This is a genomic window from Methylosinus sporium (genome assembly GCF_003113265.1).
In the GTDB taxonomy this organism is placed as follows: domain Bacteria; phylum Pseudomonadota; class Alphaproteobacteria; order Rhizobiales; family Beijerinckiaceae; genus Methylosinus; species Methylosinus sporium.
The window spans coordinates 1-16,284 of sequence record NZ_PUIV01000031.1 but is presented as its reverse complement, the minus strand read 5'-3'; the positions used below and the strand labels follow the sequence as shown (position 1 = coordinate 16,284).

Below are 16,284 nucleotides of genomic sequence, written 5' to 3'. Positions count from 1 at the left end.
GCTTCCGGTAGGATTTCGGCGTCGGTGAGCTTCGGGCGCGCTCCCTCGAGTCAGGGCGAGGGACGGATGGCGACGCCGTCCCGGGCGTCGCGCCGCTTCGATTGCAGCGAATCGAGGCTCTTTTCCACCAGCGGGGCGACTCCGGCGACGATTTTGGCGACGCCCGCCCGGCTCGGATGAAGCCCGTCGACGAGCGTCGTCCCGGTCTCGCCGATCACGCCAGCGAGGAAAAACGGATAGAGCGGCAGTCCGCGCCGCGCCGAAAGATCGGGGAAAATGGCGTCGAACGCCTTTTGCCGCTCCTCGCCGAAATTGGCGCTGGCCAGCATTCCGGCGAGCACCACGTCGAGCCCTTTCGCCTGCGCCTGCGTGACGATCTTCTCGAGATTGTCGCGCGTCGTCGCCGGATCGAAGCCGAGCAGCATGTCATTGGCGCCGAGCTCCAAAATCAGCAGATCGCCGCCGTCGCGCAGCGCATAGGAGAGGCGCGCGAGCCCGCCACGGGTGGTGTCGCCCGAGACGCTGGCGTTGATGACGCGGACGTCATAGCCGTCCTTCTTCAGCCGCGCCTCGAGCTGCGCGGGAAAAGCGGCGTCGGCCGGCAATTGGAAGCCGGCGCTGAGGCTGTCGCCGAATGCGATGACGCGCAAGGGCTCGGCCGCCGCCGGGCGCGCGAAGGCCATTAAAAGCGCCAAAAGCATGGCGACGCACAGGAGCGCCGCCGGTCCCCGCGGCCGAAAGCGCGGCCGGAGACTGGAAACCAGGGGCGCCTTCGCATATGTCGGGGCGGTCGTCTGGGCCGGAACGCGAGAGGCGGACCGGCGGGCGGCGCAGCGGCATACCATTTGTAGGACCTCCCCAAAGTGCAGCGGCCGGTCATCCAGCTCGAGGACGTCGATCTCACCCTCGGATCGGGCGCGGCGCGCGTCCATGTGCTCAAGAACATAAGCCTCACGGTCGCCCGCGGCGAGGCCGTCGGCCTCGTCGGACCATCGGGTTCCGGGAAATCCACATTGCTGATGACGCTCGCCGGCCTCGAGCGGCCCGATTCCGGCAAGGTGCTCGTCGACGGCAGCGATCTCGCCCGCCTCGACGAAAACGCGCTGGCGCGGTTCCGCGGAGGTAAGATAGGCGTCGTCTTCCAGTCTTTCCAGCTCATCGCCACGATGACGGCGCTGGAGAATGTCGCCGTTCCGCTGGAGCTCGCCGGCCGCGCCGACGCTTTTGCGCGCGCCAGCCAGGAGCTGGAGGCCGTCGGCCTCGCCCATCGCCTCTCGCATTATCCGGCGCAAATGTCCGGCGGCGAGCAGCAGCGCGTCGCCCTCGCCCGCGCGCTCGCGCCCGATCCGGTCATTCTGGTCGCCGACGAGCCGACCGGCAATCTCGATTCGGAGACCGGCGCGTCCATCGTCGATCTCATCTTCGCGCAAAAGGCGCGGCGCTCGGCGACCCTGGTGCTGGTGACGCACGACCCCTCGCTCGCCGCCCGCTGCGACCGCGCCATTAGGCTGCGCTCCGGCCGCATAGAGGGCGAGGAGGCGAAAGCGTCATGAGGCGCGGCCTCGCCTCGCGCCTGCCGCTGGCGCTGCGTTTCGCTCTGCGCGATCTGACCGGCGATCTGCGCGGTTTTTCGGTCTTCATCGCGTGCATCGTCATCGGCGTCGCCGCCATTTCCGGCGTCGGCGCGGTGTCGCAATCGCTCTCGGAAGGCCTCGCCCGCGAGGGCCGCACGATTTTGGGCGGCGATGTCTCCGTCGCCACCACGATGCGGCACCTATCGCCGCAGGAGCGCGAATTTTTCGAGCGCAATGGCCGCGTCTGCGAAATCGCGCTGATGCGCGCCATGGCCCGTTCGGCGACCGGCGAGGCGACGCTCGTCGAGATAAAAGCCGTCGACTCCGCCTACCCCAACGCCGGCGCCGTCGAGCTGACGCCCCCGCAGCCGCTCGCCGAGGCGCTCGGCCAGCGCGACGGAATCTACGGCCTCGTCGCCGATTCGACGCTGATCGCCCGGCTCGATCTCGCGGTCGGCGATCGGGTGAAGATCGGCGGCGGCTCCTTCCGTTTGACAGCCGAACTGACGAGCGAGCCCGACAAGCTCGCCGGCGGTTTCGGCTTCGGCGCCCGCGTCGTGATGAGCGAGGAGGCGCTGAAAGCGACCGGGCTCTTGCAGCCGGGCGCGGTCGTGCGCTGGCTGACCCGAATCGCGCTGCGCGGAAGCGGCGCGGTCGCGAGCGACGCCGAGGTCGAGCGTTTCGCGACGGCGCTGACCGCGGCCTTTCCGCAGGCCGGCTGGGATTTGCGCAAGCGCGACGCCGTCTCCCCGCAATTCTCGCGCAATCAGGAGCGCTTCACACAGCTTCTGACCTTGGTCGCGCTGACGGCGCTGGTCGCGGGCGGCGCGGGCGTCGCCAACGCCGTTTCCGGATTCGTCGCCCGCAAGCGCGACGCTTTCGCGATTTTGAAGGCGCTCGGCGCGCCGGCTTCGCGCGTCTTCGCCATGGCGCTGGTCGAGGTGCTGCTGGTCGCCGGCCTCGCCGTCATCGGCGGCCTCGCGCTCGGCGCGACCTTCCCCTATCTCGCCGATTTCGCCCTTTCCGCCTCCGTGCCTCTGCCATTTTCCCCTTCTGTCGACATGCGCTCGCTCGCGGTCGGCGCGGCCTATGGGCTGCTGGTGGCTTTGATCTTCGCGCTGCCGCCATTGGGCCGCGCCTATGGGACGCCAGTCGCCCGCCTGTTGCGCGACGAGGCGGAGGAGAAGGCCCCTCCCCGCATCTTTATGCTCGCGGCGCTCGCCGCCGCCGCGCTTCTCGTCGCTCTCGTCCTGGGTTCGGCCGCCGACAAGAGGCTGGCCGGCGCCTATATCGCCGCCACGGCGGCAGCCTTCGCTCTGCTGCGCGGCGTCGCCACGCTGGTCGTGCGTATAGCGCAGCGCGTCTCCAATGTTCCCAATGCGCGGCTGCGCCATGCGATCGGCAATATTCGCCGGCCGAAGAGCCTCGCGGCGACTCTCATCGTCTCGATCGGCGTCACTGAGACGCTGCTGGTCGCGCTGGCGCTGATCGAGGGCTCGATCCACGCCGAATTGCACCAGGTCCGCAAGAACGACACGCCGAGCTTTTATTTCGTCGATGTCGCCAAGGAGCAGGCCGGCGAATTCGCCTCCTTCCTCTCCGCCTTTGCGACGGACGCCAAGGTCGAGCATGTGCCGATGATGCGCGGCCGCATCGTCGCGGTGAAAGGCGTCCGCGCCGAGCATTTGAAGCCGCCGGACGATATCGCCTGGGCGCTCGACGGCGACCGTGGCGTGACCTTCTCGGCGACGCCGCCGAAGGGCTCCGAAATCGCCGCCGGCCAATGGTGGGCGGCGGGGCATGACGGGCCTCCCCTCGTCTCGCTGGAGACGCGCGTCGCCGAAGGTCTCGGCCTCGTCGTCGGCGACGAGATCGTCGTCAATGTGCTCGGCCGCGACGTCGCCGCCCGCATCGCCAATCTGCGCCGCCTCGACTGGCGCAGCTATGGCATCAATTTTATGATGGTGTTTTCGCCGGACGCTTTCGCCGACGCGCCCTTCTCGGAGATTTTCACCGTCGCTTTCGCCGATCGCGATGATCCCGCTCGCGACAAGCGGCTGATCCGCGAGGTCGCCGCACGCTTTCCGCAGATCGCCGCGCTGCGCGTGAAGGATGCGCTCGAAGCGGTGCAGAAGATCGCCAATCAACTCACCTTCGCCGCGCGGGCGGCCGCCGGCCTCACCATCGTCACGGCGGCGCTGGCGCTCGGCAGCGCCGTGGCGGCGAGCCAGCGCGGGCGCCAGCGCGACGCCATTATATTGAAGACGCTCGGCGCGACGCGCGTCTGGCTGACGAGCGCTTTCGCAATGGAGTTCGCGCTGCTCGGCCTCGTCGCCGGACTCTTCTCTGTGATCGCAGGCGCCGGCGCGGCGGGCTTCATATTGGAAGCGCTGATGAAAATGGACTTCGTCTTTCGTCCCTGGCCGGTGGCGCTGACCGCGCTCGGCGGGCTCGCCTTCGCCATCGGCCTCGGCCTCGCGGGGAGCTGGCGCGTGCTCGGAGAAAAGCCCGGCCCGGCGCTGCGCCGTCAATAAAGCGCTTTCTCGTCGTATAGAATCTCGCGCCGAGGCGGCGAAAACGCCAAAATGGCGATGTTTTCGTCGCTTGGAAGCGGCTTTTTCGCGCGCCGACCCTTGCCGGGAGAGATCGCTCGCCTTAAAAGGCGGGCTTCGCCGGCGTTCAGGGGGCTGGACGCGAGATGATCGCGCTCGCCCTCGAACAAGCGTAGAGCCCATGCCCCAACTTCTGCCCGAACGCAAGAAACTGCCCGTTCCCGACAATGGCGATTTTTCGCTGTCGCAGATCTTCGCCTCCATCGGCGGAGGCCTCGCCGGCGCGGCCGTGTTCGCGGTCATCACCAAGGGCACTTCGACGGCGGTTCTCTTCGCTTTTCTCGCGCCGCTGCCGATTTTGATCGTCGCGCTCGGCTTCGGCCTGCGCCATGGCGCGACCTCGGCCCTCATCGCGACCGGTCTTTTGTCGATCTGGCCGAGCCCGGTCTTCGGCGTCGTCTACGCTATCCTGGTCGCCCTTCCGGCGCTCGCCGCCGCCTATGTCGCGTCCGGAGCGGTCTGGCGCGGGCGCGAATTGGCGAGCGCTCACGCGCCGGCCTGGGCAGTCCTCGCCGCCGGCGGCGTGGTCGCGGCCGCAGTATCGATAGCGGTCGCCATAGCCGCGATTCGCTCCGGCGGCCTCGACGAGGCGCTCAATCCGCTGCAGGCGCGCGCCTTTATCGCGATCGAGGACCTCATCCGCACGCAGGAACTCGGCGACAAGTTCGATCCGAGCCAGCTTTCGGCGCTCGTCGTCTTCGCCTTTCCCGCGACTCTCGCCGCACTCACCTTGCTGAGCCATGTGCTCAATCTCTGGGGCGCCGGCCTGCTCGCCCGCGCCTCCGAAGCGACGACGCGCCCCTGGCCCGACATTGCGCGGGAATTCGTGCTGCCGCGCACGGTCGCCGGGCTGTTTCTCATCGCCAGCGCCGTGGCCTTCGCCGGCAATCTTCCCGGCGCGATCGGCCTCGTCTTCGCCGAGACGCTCGGCCTCGCTCTGGCGTTGCAGGGCCTCGCCGTGATTCACGCTCTGCTGCGCGGCACGCGCGTCGGCGGCGTCACGCTCACCATCGTCTATATCGTCATCGGCCTGTTCGCCTGGCCGATCGTCCTGTTCACTGTGATCGGCGTCGCCGATGCGGTGTTTTCGTTCCGCAGCCGCAAGCAGGCGGCGCAGGCGCGGCGCGGCTGAGCGCCGCGACACAATTCGAGAGACACGAGGAGAAGAACCCATGGTCGATGTCATTCTGCTGCAGCGCGTGGCCAAGCTCGGCCAGATGGGCGACACCGTTCGCGTGCGCGACGGCTATGCGCGCAACTTCCTGCTGCCGCGCGGCAAGGCGCTGCGCGCCACCGAAGGCAACAAGAAGCATTTCGAGACGCAGCGCGCCCATATCGAGGCCCACAATCTCACCGCCCGCAAGGAGGCCGAGGCCGTCGCCGAGAAGCTCGAGGGACAGGCCTTCGTCATCATCCGTCAGGCCGGCGAGAGCGGCCATCTCTATGGCTCGGTCGCGCCCCGCGACATTGCCGAGGCGGCGACCGCGGGCGGCTTCTCGCTGAACCGCAGCCAGATCGATCTCCAGCATCCGATCAAGGCGCTCGGCCTGCATAATGTGCCAGTGCATCTGCATCCCGAGATCGAGGTGAAGATCATCGTCAATGTCGCCCGCTCCGCCGAAGAGGCCGAGCGTCAGGCGCGCGGCGAGGCGGCCGCCGCCCGCGAGGAGACGACGCTCGACGATCTCGGCCTCGAGGTCGGCGCCGCTCTGGCCGAGGCCGGCGACGTCGAGCTCTGATCACGCACGAAGCGATTCGTTTTTTTACAAAAAGCCGGAGACCCCTGCGTCTCCGGCTTTTTTCATGCGCCGCCGATTCGCCGTGGCGAAATTGTCACACTCAAAGGATTTCACGCAGATAGACCGTAAGCTGTGCTGTGGTATGTGGAAATGACTCACAAGATCGCCGCGTGGGCATTTGCCGATCTTTGTGTCGATCTTCGGCATTGGCGCCGCTCTCACCTTCGGGCAATGTCGCCACCGTTCTCGAGTGCCTGTCGCTACGCGTTCACGAGCATCGAAGACATCCATCAGAGGCAATCAGGCGAAAGGCCGGGCTGGACGTCCCCATGATTGGGGGAGCGACCGCATCCCGGCCGCCTATGGCGCTCGGCTCCCTCGCGAGGGAGCCGAGCGCCCGCCTTTGGCGATGTTCTCGGCGCCGTGACGACCCCGCTCCGTCCCGCTTCCGAGAGAGAGATGCTCGACCAGCCCGCCTATCGAACGCCGCCGCATAATATCGAAGCCGAGCAGGCGCTGCTCGGCGCCATATTGGTCAATAATGACGCCTTCGATCGCGTCTCCGATTTTCTGCGCTCCGAGCATTTTTCCGAGGAGCTGCACAGGCGCATTTTCGAGGTCGCGTCGCAGATCATTCGCGCCGGCCGCGTCGCCACTGTGGTGACGCTGAAGACGCATCTCGGCGATGTCGAGCTGCCCGGCGGCGTGACCATGCAGGCCTATCTCGCGCGATTGGCGCGCGAGGCGACGACGATTATCAACGCCGAGGATTACGGCCGCACAATTCATGATCTCGCGGTGCGGCGGGAGTTGATCGTCATCGGCGAGGATATCGTCAACTCCGCCTATGACGCAGCCGTCGATCAGGCGCCGCGCCAGCAGATAGAGGAGGCCGAGCGCAAGCTCTATGCGGTGGCCGAGACCGGCCGCTATGATGGCGGCTTTCAGCGTTTCGCCGACGCGCTCTCCACCGCCATGGATATGGCGAGCAGCGCCTATCAGCGCGACGGGCATCTCTCCGGCGTCGCGACCGGGCTCGTCGATCTCGACGAGAAAATGGGCGGATTGCAAAAGTCAGATCTCATCATCGTCGCCGGCCGTCCCGGCATGGGCAAGACGGCGCTCGCCACCAATATCGCCTTCAATATCGCCAAAGCCTATGTGCCGGAGCAGCAGCCGGACGGCTCGATCAAGGCTGCGAATGGCGGCATCGTCGGCTTCTTCTCGCTGGAAATGTCGGCCGAGCAATTGGCGACGCGCGTCATCGCCGAGCAATCCGGCGTGCCCTCCTACAAGATCCGCCGCGGCGACATCAACGAAGACGATTTCCGCCGCATCGCCGAGGCGGCGCGCGAGATGCAGAGCGTGCCCTTCTTCATCGATCAGAGCGGCGGCATTTCCATCGCCCAGCTCACCGCGCGGGCGCGGCGCCTGAAGCGCCAGCGCGGGCTCGATCTGCTCGTCGTCGACTATCTGCAACTGCTCTCCGGCTCCAAGTCGCGCAACGAAAATCGCGTGCAGGAGCTGACCGAGATCACCACGGGCCTCAAGGCGCTGGCCAAGGAGCTGGCCGTGCCGGTCATCGCGCTCTCGCAGCTGTCGCGTCAGGTCGAGAGCCGCGACGACAAGCGGCCGCAGCTCTCGGACCTGCGCGAATCCGGCTCGATCGAGCAGGACGCCGACGTGGTGATGTTCGTCTATCGCGAGGAATATTATCTGCGCAATCGCGAGCCGCGCGAAGGCACGGAGGAGCATATCGCCTGGCAGAACGAGATGGAGCGCGTGCATGGGCGCGCCGAGGCGATCCTCGGCAAGCAGCGTCACGGCCCCACGGGAACAGTGACGCTCTCCTTCGAGGCGGAAGTGACGCGCTTCTCCAATCTCGCCGAGGAGGACAAGCTGCCGGCGCGCATGTGAGGCGGCGTCAGGCGACGCGCGTCGCCTCGAAGGCCGGAACCTCGCGCGAAAAAGCGTCGAGCCAGGCGAGGAGCGCGGGATATTTCGCGCGCCAGGCGCCTTCGAAGCGCAGATCGAGATAGCCGAGCGCGGCGGCGACAGCCACATGGCCGATCGTCACCGGGCCGGCCGGCGGCGCGGCGTCGAGCGCCGACAAAGCGCGGTCGAGCTTGCCGGTCTGCAGCGCGATCCAATCGGCGGAGCGCAGCGCCTCCGGCCGTGTGATTTCGTAACGGATCAGCAGCGCGGCGTCGTTCATGCCGTCGCCGAGCGATTGCAGCGTCAGCGCCGCGATTCGTTCGGCGGGATCATGCGGAATGAGCTTGCCGCCGGCGAGAAGATCGAAATATTCGCAGATCACGCGGCTGTCATAGATGGTCTCGCCGCTGTCGAGGATGAGCACCGGCACCTTGCCGAGCGGATTTTGCGCGCGCAACGAATCTTCGGGATTGGTCGTGTCGGCGCCGACGAGCTCGACGCTCGCGCCGAAGCCGAGCAGCTCGGCGACGATGCGGCACTTGCGGGCGTAGGGCGAAGCCGCGGAATAACGTAGAATGGGCATTGGCTCCCTCACGTCGAAAAAGGCGTCGTCGAGCAATAGGACGTAACGAAGATGACCGCCAGTCCCGAAGAGATCGCCGCCGGCCAAGCCGTCTACACGCCCGCGGTTCTGCGGCTCTACGACCTGCTGGTCCTCGGCCTCTCCAACCGCTTCTTCTGGAAATGTCCGACGCCGCGCCTGCGCGCGCTCTATGACGCGCATGTGTCGGGCAATCATCTCGATGTCGGCGTCGGCACGGGCTATTATCTCGACCATTGCCGCTTTCCCGCCGCCGCGCCGCGCGTCGCGCTGATGGATTTGAACCAGGACGCGCTGCGCTTCGCGGCGGCCCGCATCGCGCGCTTCTCGCCGGAGAGCTATCGCCGCAATGTGCTGGAGCCGATCGCTTTCGACGCGCCGAAATTTGATTCCGTCGGCGTCAATTATCTGCTGCACTGCCTGCCGGGCGCGATAGCGGAAAAGGCCGTCGTTTTCGAACATCTGAAGCCGCTGACGAATGACGGCGCCGTCTTTTTCGGCTCGACCTTGCTGCAAGGCGGCGTCGAGCGCTCCGGCGCGGCGCGGCGGCTGATGGACTTCTACAATCGCAAAGGCTTGTTCTCGAATAGGAACGATGATCTCGACGGGCTGCGCAACGCGCTCGAGCGGCGCTTCCGCAATGTCGAGATCGACATTGTCGGCTGCGCCGCCGTGTTCGTCGCGCATGATTGACGGATCGCGCGAGCCTTTCGGCTCGCGCCTCCGACGCCATCACTCGTAGATCGCGCTCAGCACGACATGGAACTTCGCGACCGAATTGCCGATATTCTTGATCTCGTAATGAATCTCGGTCTCGTCCTTGGTGTCGACGGTCTGCGACTGCGGGTTCGGCTTGATCTCCGTCACCGTGAAGTGACGCCAAACGCGCGTCACCTCGAGCGAGGTGTCCTGGTTGAAGCCGGTCGCCGTGCTACCGGTGGCGAAAGGCACGGCCTGCGCGTCCCACACCGCATTGAAGGGCGAGGCGTTGTTCCACCAGCCATGAACAGTCGCGCCCGGCGCGAGGGTGAGCTCGGTCTTGGTGTCGATGAAAAGCACTTTGGACATTTTCAATCTCCTATCTGAAACCGTCGCGTGAAATCATTGCGATCGGATGCAGAGGAGATTAGTCGCGGCGCGCCTTCGTCGCCGTGCGCGCGAGCACAGAGCGCGCTTCAATGAGTCTCGCCATAGAGCGCGGACAGCGGAAACACGAGGCCGGGCGGATCGAGCGTGATGTCGCCGTCATGAATGACGCGCGTCAGAATATCGCTCCCCTCCCCGCGACGATGATGAATCACCAGCGGCGAATCTGGATCGACGATGAGATAATGCGCGACGCTCGCGATGCGAAAATAGCCGACGAGCTTGCCGAGAGCGTCATTGCGCCCTGTGGATGGCGACAGCACCTCGACGACGATAAGAGGCGCTTCGACGAAAAGCGTGTCCGGCGGCAGCTCCGGTCCGCAATAGAGCTGCGCATCGGGCTCGAAGACGGTCGTCGCATCGACGCGCACGGCCATTCCGTCCGGCAGCACATGGCACGGCGCATCCGCACGGCGCGCGGCGTCCTGAAGAGCGCGAGCGGCCGCGAGCTTCGCCTTCGCATGGGCGGCTCGTTCCGCCGCCTGAGCGAAAACTTCACCATCGACGAGCTCGTGTCGGCCGGGCTGTCCTTCGGCCCAGACCACGAATTCCTCGGCGGTCATTTTCGTCTTCGGCAGAGCGCTCATGCGGAGCATCCTAGCGGAATGGCGCATCCGGCGCCATTCCGGGGCGTCACCCCTTCAGATCGTCGAAGGGCACCATCACATGCTGGCGATAGGCCGGCCGCTCGCAGAGGCGCGCATACCAAGCCTCGACATTGGGGAGCGACGGCCGCTCTATGTCGAGCGAGAAATAGCGAAACAGCGTCGTTCCGGCGGGAATGTCGGCGAGCGTCGGCTCGTCGCCGGCGAGGAAAGGACGATCCGCGAGCCAGCCGTCGAGAAATCGATAATGCTGCGCGCAGCGCGCGACGGCGGCGATGATCGCCGGCCAGTCGCGCTTTTCCTCCGGCGTGCGGTAATAGCCCATAAACACGCCGTCGACGAAGGCCGGCTGCAACGTCGTCTGCGCCCAATCCATCCAGCGATCGGTATAGGAGCGCGTCGCCGGATCCGTCGGCCAGAAAGCCTCGCCGCCATGGCGCGCGGCGAGATAGCGCAATATGGCGTGAGATTCCCACACCACCACGCCCTCGTCATCGATGACCGGAATGCGGCCGTGCGGATTTTTCGCGCGAAATTGCGGATCGTCCAGCCCGCCGAAAGCGCCGCCGAGCGGCACATGGGCGTGATCGAGCGAGAGCTCGCCGACGAGCCACATGACCTTCTGCACATTGAAGGAGTTGCGCCGTCCCCAGATCGTGAGCATGCGTTCGTCTCCTTCTTCGGCAATCTCGGCGTTGCGGCAATCTAGCCCGAGGCGCAGGCGCGCGCCATTGACGTGGGGTTGCGTTTATCGAAGCCGCGCAGCTGCGCGCGACGAGAGCAATTCATGAAAACAAATTGCGTTTCGCCGAAAATCCCCCGGCGAAACGCGCTTCTTTTGGCGGCGACGAAGGCTCAGGCGGTCTCGCCGCCCGAGTCACCGGCCGCGTCGCCGGCCGCCTCGTCCTCGCCGGCGTCGGCCAAATGCTCGACCGAGACGACGCGCTCTCCCTCCGCCGTGTCGAAGACGATGACGCCCTGCGTGCCGCGGCTCGCTATGCGTATCCCCTCGACCGGGCAGCGGATGAGCTGGCCGCCATCCGTCACCAGCATGATCTCATCGCCACGACCCACGGGGAAGGAGGCGACGAGCTTGCCATTGCGGGCGTTCACCGCCATTGCGACAATGCCTTTGCCGCCGCGTCCGGTGATGCGATATTCGAAGGACGAAGAGCGCTTGCCGTAGCCGTTCTCGGAGACGGTCAGGATGGTCTGCTCGGCCTGCTCCATCTCGCGATAACGCGCCTCGGTCAGCTCGATCGCCGTCGAAGCCTCCTCGGTCTCGGCCGCGCCCTCCTCCACGCCTTCCGCTCCCGCATTGCGGCGCTGCGCGGCGGCGCGCTTGAGATAGGCGGCGCGCTCGTCGCCGACGGCCTCGAAATGCCGCAGGATCGACAATGAGATCACGCGGTCGTCGCCAGCGAGCGCGATTCCGCGCACGCCCATGGAGGTGCGCCCCTGGAACACGCGCACGTCGCTGACGGGGAAGCGGATGCACTGTCCCTCGCGCGTCGTGAGCAGAATATCCTCCTGCTCCGCCGCTGTGGCGACGTCGACGATGGCCTCGCCTTCGTCGAGCTTCATGGCAATGATGCCGGAGCGCCGCACATCGGAGAAGTCCGACAGCTTATTCCGGCGCACCGTGCCGCCCGTCGTCGCGAAAATGGCGTCGAGCGTCGCCCAGCTCGATTCGTCCTCGGGCAAAGGCATGATGGTGGTGATGCGCTCGTCCTGCTCTAGCGGCAGCATGTTGACCAGCGCCTTGCCGCGCGCCTGCGGCGCCGCCAAAGGCAGACGCCAGACCTTTTCCTTATAGGCGCGGCCGAGCGAGGAGAAGAACAGCACCGGCGTATGCGTCGAGGCGACGAAGAGGCGCTGAACGAAATCCTCTTCCTTCGTCTGCATTCCCGAGCGGCCCTTGCCGCCGCGCCTTTGCGCGCGATAGGTCGAGAGCGGCACGCGCTTGATGTAGCCAGCGTGCGAGACGGTGACGACCATATCCTCTCTGGCGATGAGGTCCTCGTCCTCCACATCGCCGTCGCCATCGACGATCTGCGTCCGGCGAGGCGTCGCATAGGCCTCCTTGACCGCGATCATCTCGTCCTTGACGATTCCGAAAAGCTTCTCGCGCGAGCGCAGAATCTCGAGATATTCGGCGATCTCGGCGGCGAGCTTGTTCAGCGCCTCGGCGATCTCCTCGCGGCCGAGCGCGGTGAGGCGCTGCAGGCGCAGCTCGAGAATAGCGCGCGCCTGCGCCTCGGAGAGGCGAATGGTTCCGTCCTCGGCGAGCACATGACGCGGATCGGCGATCAGCGCGACCAGCGGCGCCATATCCTTGGCCGGCCAGGCGCGCTCCATCAGCGCCTCGCGCGCGGCGGCGGCGTCGGCCGATGTGCGGATGAGGCGAATGACCTCGTCGATATTGGCGACGGCGATGGCGAGGCCGACCTGCAGATGCGCGGCGTCGCGCGCCTTGGCGAGGCGGAACTTCGTGCGCCTTGTGACGACCGTCTCGCGGAAGTCGACAAAGGCGACGAGCACGTCCTTCAGCGTCAGCAGCTCGGGCCGGCCGCCATTGAGCGCGATCATATTGACCGGGAAGCTCGATTGCAGAGCCGTATGGCGCCAGAGCTGGTTCAGCACCACATCCGCCACCGCGTCGCGCTTCAGCTCGACGACGATGCGCATGCCTTGGCGATCGGATTCGTCGCGGAGATCCGAAATGCCTTCGATCTTCTTCTCGCGGACGAGCTCGGCGATGCGCTCGATCAGCGCGGCCTTGTTCACCTGATAGGGAATCTCGGTGAAGATGATCGCCTCGCGCTCCTTGCGGAGCATCTCGATCTCGGCCTTGGCGCGCATGATGATCGAGCCGCGCCCGGTCGTATAGGCGTTGCGTATGCCGCCGCGGCCGAGAATCGTCGCCGCTGTGGGGAAGTCCGGGCCGGGCACGATCTCCATCAGCTCGGCGACGCCCATCTCGGGCCGGTCGATCAGCGCAATGGCGGCGTCGATCACCTCGCCGAGATTATGCGGCGGAATATTGGTGGCCATGCCGACGGCGATGCCGCCTGCGCCATTGACGAGGAGATTGGGGAAGCGCGCCGGGAGAACCGTCGGCTCCATCTCCTTGTCGTCATAGTTGGGCTTGAAGTCGACCGTGCCTTCGTCGATGTCCTCGAGCAGGGCCAGCGCCGGCTTGGCGAGGCGCGACTCGGTGTAGCGCATGGCCGCCGGCGGGTCGTTGTCGACAGAGCCGAAATTGCCCTGGCCGTCGATGAGCGGCAGCCGCATCGAGAAGGGCTGCGCCATGCGCACCAGCGCGTCATAGATCGCGGCGTCGCCATGCGGGTGATATTTACCCATGACGTCGCCGACGATGCGCGCCGATTTCACATATGGCTTATCAGGCGTATGGCCGTTCTCGTGCATGGAGAACATGATGCGCCGATGCACGGGCTTCAGCCCGTCGCGCACATCCGGCAGCGCGCGGCTCACGATCACGCTCATCGCGTAATCGAGATAGCTGCGCTTCATCTCGTCGGCGATCGAGACCGGGCGAATGTCTGAGCCGGGCGTCGGAGGCTTTGTGTCGTCTGTGTCGTTCTCGGCCAATGGCTCGCCAATCCGCTTCGATCGTCCCGCGCTCCACGGCGAAATCCTGCCGCGGCAAAGTCGCGCCGGCTCTGGGAAAGAGCGCTTCTCGTCGTCGTCCCGTCTCGCCGACGAAGGTGAGGCGGCTGCAGGGTCCGCCGCTCGGGAGAGCGGCGGGACGTGGAGATCGCGCTCGCAGGACGTTTCGAGCGAAGCGCGCCGAGGCGAGCCTAGCGGCAGCCGTCGACGACGCTCGAAACCGCCGTTTTTCTATAGGCGATTCTCGGCGGCTACGCCAGTTCGCCCCGCCGCGCGGCGTCGCAGTTCTGCTCGGAGAAACACGGGTTTAGAAAAATTCCTCAAATCTCGTCCGATTCATTTTGGCGGCGGCGTCAGCTCTGCGCCGCACGCAGCCGACGTCGGGCGTTCATGACGATCGCCCGCGCGCTGGCGTCGCCCGGCTCCAGCAGTTCGAGCCCATCCTCTTCGCTCGTCTCCCACGAATCGGCCACGCGCCCCCTGCCCTCCGACTCGACGAGGCCGATTGAGCGATTTTGCTGGGCCGCCACCGGCTCGCCCGTGGTTTTCGCGCCGCCGAAACGCGCGCGGAGCGCATTCGCGACTTCCGCCCAATCGAGCGATTTCGGCTTCTTCGGCGCTTCATTCGGCGCCACGGCGGTGGGCGCTTCGAGTGCTCGCTCGGCCGGCTTCCGGCCGCGCAATGCGAGGAATTTGGCGCGCAGCGGCTCGATTTTCGCGCGCATAGCGGCGATCGCCGCGGCGAGACCGGCGGCCGGCGCGGCCTTCTCCTGCGCGGCCGGGGCGGCGGGCGGGCGCCGGACATATTTCATGCCGAGCAGCCCGATGAGCGCGAAGGCGGCGATCAGCGCCTGCCAGAGGGCGAGCGGCGACTCGCTCTCCTCCGCGGACGCTTCTTCGGGGAGTGGAGCGGGAGCGGCCGCCGCGGCGGGGTTCGGCAGAGTTTCGACTGCGGCGAGCGGCGGCGCGGCCTCCCCGGCGACGGGCTCCTCGCCTTTTTGGGATTCGGCGGTCGCTTCCGAATCTGCGGCTCGCGGCGAAGGCTCGGCCGGCTCCTCCATCGCGGCGGCTATGTTCTGCGGCGCAGCCGCGGCCGCCTCCGGCTCGGCCGGCGGCGCGACGGGGTCCGGCTCCCCGGCCGTCGCGACCTCGGCGACAGGCGCGCTCTCGATGAGCGGAAGCGGCGCGTGCAGGAAAACGGGAGCCGCCGGCTCCGACTTCGTCGATTCGGTCGGCGGCGGCGCGGCGACCGCGGCCGGCTCCGCCGGTCGGACCGCTTTTGCAGATTTCGCAGCGACGAGCGGCGCGAGCTGCACGACGATATCGTCGTAGCCTTTGCTGGTCGGCGCGCCGAACTCCTCGATCGGCGCGCTCCCGCCGCCGCGCGAACGGCGCGGCTCGGCGACGGCGCATCCGAAATGTGCGGCGGCGGCAGCCAGAGTCAGGCCGCCGACGAGCAGGCGCGTGAACGGCGTGAATATCGACCTCATCTTCGAAGCTCCGCTGCAATGACGAGGCGTCAGCTTGCCTCTCGGAGTTGAACAAAGCCTTAGCAATGCGATCAACGATCTGTTAACGCCGTGATCTCGCGACGCATTCACCGTCGGTTCACCCGCAAGGGGCGATGCTCAGGCCCTCGCTTCGCATTCCCGACAGGAGGAGACAAATGAAGTTGAAGCTCGCTTTCCTCGCCGCTCTGGCGCTCGCCGGCGTCGAGGCCTCGTCCGCCATGGCCATGCCCCTCGCACCGCTGGCGGAAGGAGTGGCCGCCCCGCTGACCCAGGCTATCGGCTATCGTTGCGGCCCCGGCTGGCACGTCGATCCCTGGGGACGCTGCGTCCCGCATCGCCGTCCGCCGCCGCCGGCCTATGGTCCGCGTCCGGGCTACCGTCCGCCGCCGGTCTATGGACCGCGTCCCGGTTACCGTTGCGGCCCCGGCTTCCATGCCAATCAGTGGGGCCGCTGCGTCCCGAACCGCTGGTGATCGGCCACGGCGCGTAGAACCGAATAGCTCGCCGAGTTCTGCGCGCCACGCCAACTCTGTTGCAACGAGACCAACTGTTGCAACCAGACTGTCGCTACGGAGTCTTGCCGTTCGCCGCCGGGTCCTGTATGAGCGAGCCTTCTCACGTCGACGTCGAGCTTTCGGCGCCAACGTATGGGGCCTCGTGGCGGAGTGGCTACGCAGAGGACTGCAAATCCTTGTACGGGGGTTCGATTCCCTCCGAGGCCTCCAACATCAATCCTCACATATGGGTGGGATTACCTGATAGCTCGCTATCGGGTATGCGGGTTTCGAGGAATATGCCCTGGCGCTTCGACGTCGGGGCTTTTTGTTCTTGGTGCCGTCGCGGATCGTGTTGAAATTGGCTGACGCAGCTCCGAGGCAATCGAGAATATCCGATCAAGCGGCAAGATCAATGGGCTGATCGGAGGGCC

At 66.5% G+C, this 16,284-nt stretch carries 15 protein-coding genes and 1 tRNA gene; 8 read left to right on the top strand and 8 right to left on the bottom strand.

Features of this window, described 5'->3' with window-relative positions; genetic code table 11:
• Positions 1–50: 50 nt before the first annotated feature.
• Positions 51–683, bottom strand: coding sequence for an arylesterase (locus C5689_RS15380; protein WP_244594739.1), 633 nt, complete (start codon positions 681–683; stop codon positions 51–53).
• 180 nt (positions 684–863) lie between these two features.
• Here C5689_RS15380 and C5689_RS15375 point away from each other — a divergent pair, with 180 nt between their 5' ends.
• Both C5689_RS15375 and C5689_RS15370 read left to right on the top strand, forming a co-directional pair.
• Positions 864–1,553: an ABC transporter ATP-binding protein gene (locus C5689_RS15375; RefSeq protein ID WP_108918139.1), complete on the top strand. Its 690-nt coding sequence runs from the start codon at positions 864–866 to the stop codon at positions 1,551–1,553.
• Positions 1,550–4,108, top strand: a complete 2,559-nt coding sequence (locus C5689_RS15370; protein WP_108918138.1) for an ABC transporter permease — start codon at positions 1,550–1,552, stop codon at positions 4,106–4,108. Before C5689_RS15375 ends, C5689_RS15370 begins: the two co-directional genes overlap by 4 nt.
• Here the strand turns inward: C5689_RS15370 and C5689_RS18425 are convergent.
• Positions 4,102–4,296 (bottom strand): hypothetical protein, encoded by a 195-nt coding sequence (locus C5689_RS18425; RefSeq protein ID WP_108918137.1) that lies wholly within the window; start codon positions 4,294–4,296, stop codon positions 4,102–4,104. The two genes, C5689_RS15370 and C5689_RS18425, sit on opposite strands and share 7 nt — an antisense overlap.
• Positions 4,297–4,307: 11 nt before the next feature.
• Between C5689_RS18425 and C5689_RS15360 the strand changes: the two genes are divergently transcribed.
• From C5689_RS15360 to C5689_RS15350, 3 genes are all read left to right on the top strand, one after another.
• A complete protein-coding gene (locus C5689_RS15360; protein ID WP_108918136.1) occupies positions 4,308–5,318 on the top strand; it encodes a DUF2232 domain-containing protein in 1,011 nt (336 codons plus the stop codon).
• 40 nt (positions 5,319–5,358) lie between these two features.
• A complete protein-coding gene (gene rplI / locus C5689_RS15355) occupies positions 5,359–5,925 on the top strand; it encodes a 50S ribosomal protein L9 (RefSeq protein ID WP_108918135.1) in 567 nt (188 codons plus the stop codon).
• Between the two features lie 459 nt (positions 5,926–6,384).
• Complete coding sequence (locus C5689_RS15350; RefSeq protein WP_108918134.1) at positions 6,385–7,842, top strand: replicative DNA helicase; 1,458 nt, start codon at positions 6,385–6,387, stop codon at positions 7,840–7,842.
• A gap of 7 nt (positions 7,843–7,849) precedes the next feature.
• On the opposite strand, the gene C5689_RS15345 is transcribed toward C5689_RS15350, so the two are convergent.
• Complete coding sequence (locus C5689_RS15345; protein ID WP_108918133.1) at positions 7,850–8,443, bottom strand: glutathione S-transferase; 594 nt, start codon at positions 8,441–8,443, stop codon at positions 7,850–7,852.
• A 51-nt stretch (positions 8,444–8,494) separates the two neighbouring features.
• Here C5689_RS15345 and C5689_RS15340 point away from each other — a divergent pair, with 51 nt between their 5' ends.
• Positions 8,495–9,154, top strand: a complete 660-nt coding sequence (locus C5689_RS15340) for a class I SAM-dependent methyltransferase (RefSeq protein WP_108918132.1) — start codon at positions 8,495–8,497, stop codon at positions 9,152–9,154.
• Positions 9,155–9,193: 39 nt separating this feature from the next.
• Here the strand turns inward: C5689_RS15340 and C5689_RS15335 are convergent, their stop codons facing one another.
• The 5 genes from C5689_RS15335 to C5689_RS15315 form a co-directional block, all read right to left on the bottom strand.
• Positions 9,194–9,529 (bottom strand): hypothetical protein, encoded by a 336-nt coding sequence (locus C5689_RS15335; protein ID WP_108918131.1) that lies wholly within the window; start codon positions 9,527–9,529, stop codon positions 9,194–9,196.
• A 107-nt stretch (positions 9,530–9,636) separates the two neighbouring features.
• Positions 9,637–10,194, bottom strand: a complete 558-nt coding sequence (locus C5689_RS15330) for a Uma2 family endonuclease (RefSeq protein WP_108918162.1) — start codon at positions 10,192–10,194, stop codon at positions 9,637–9,639.
• A 46-nt stretch (positions 10,195–10,240) separates the two neighbouring features.
• A complete protein-coding gene (locus tag C5689_RS15325) occupies positions 10,241–10,876 on the bottom strand; it encodes a glutathione S-transferase family protein (RefSeq protein WP_108918130.1) in 636 nt (211 codons plus the stop codon).
• A 191-nt stretch (positions 10,877–11,067) separates the two neighbouring features.
• Positions 11,068–13,827, bottom strand: coding sequence for a DNA gyrase subunit A (gene gyrA / locus C5689_RS15320; RefSeq protein WP_108918129.1), 2,760 nt, complete (start codon positions 13,825–13,827; stop codon positions 11,068–11,070).
• A 371-nt stretch (positions 13,828–14,198) separates the two neighbouring features.
• Complete coding sequence (locus C5689_RS15315; RefSeq protein WP_108918128.1) at positions 14,199–15,335, bottom strand: hypothetical protein; 1,137 nt, start codon at positions 15,333–15,335, stop codon at positions 14,199–14,201.
• Positions 15,336–15,511: 176 nt separating this feature from the next.
• Between C5689_RS15315 and C5689_RS15310 the strand changes: the two genes are divergently transcribed.
• On the top strand, positions 15,512–15,829 hold the full coding sequence (locus C5689_RS15310; RefSeq protein ID WP_108918127.1) for a GCG_CRPN prefix-to-repeats domain-containing protein: 318 nt from the start codon (positions 15,512–15,514) through the stop codon (positions 15,827–15,829).
• 178 nt (positions 15,830–16,007) lie between these two features.
• Positions 16,008–16,081 (top strand) — tRNA-Cys (locus C5689_RS15305).
• Positions 16,082–16,284 lie beyond the last annotated feature (203 nt).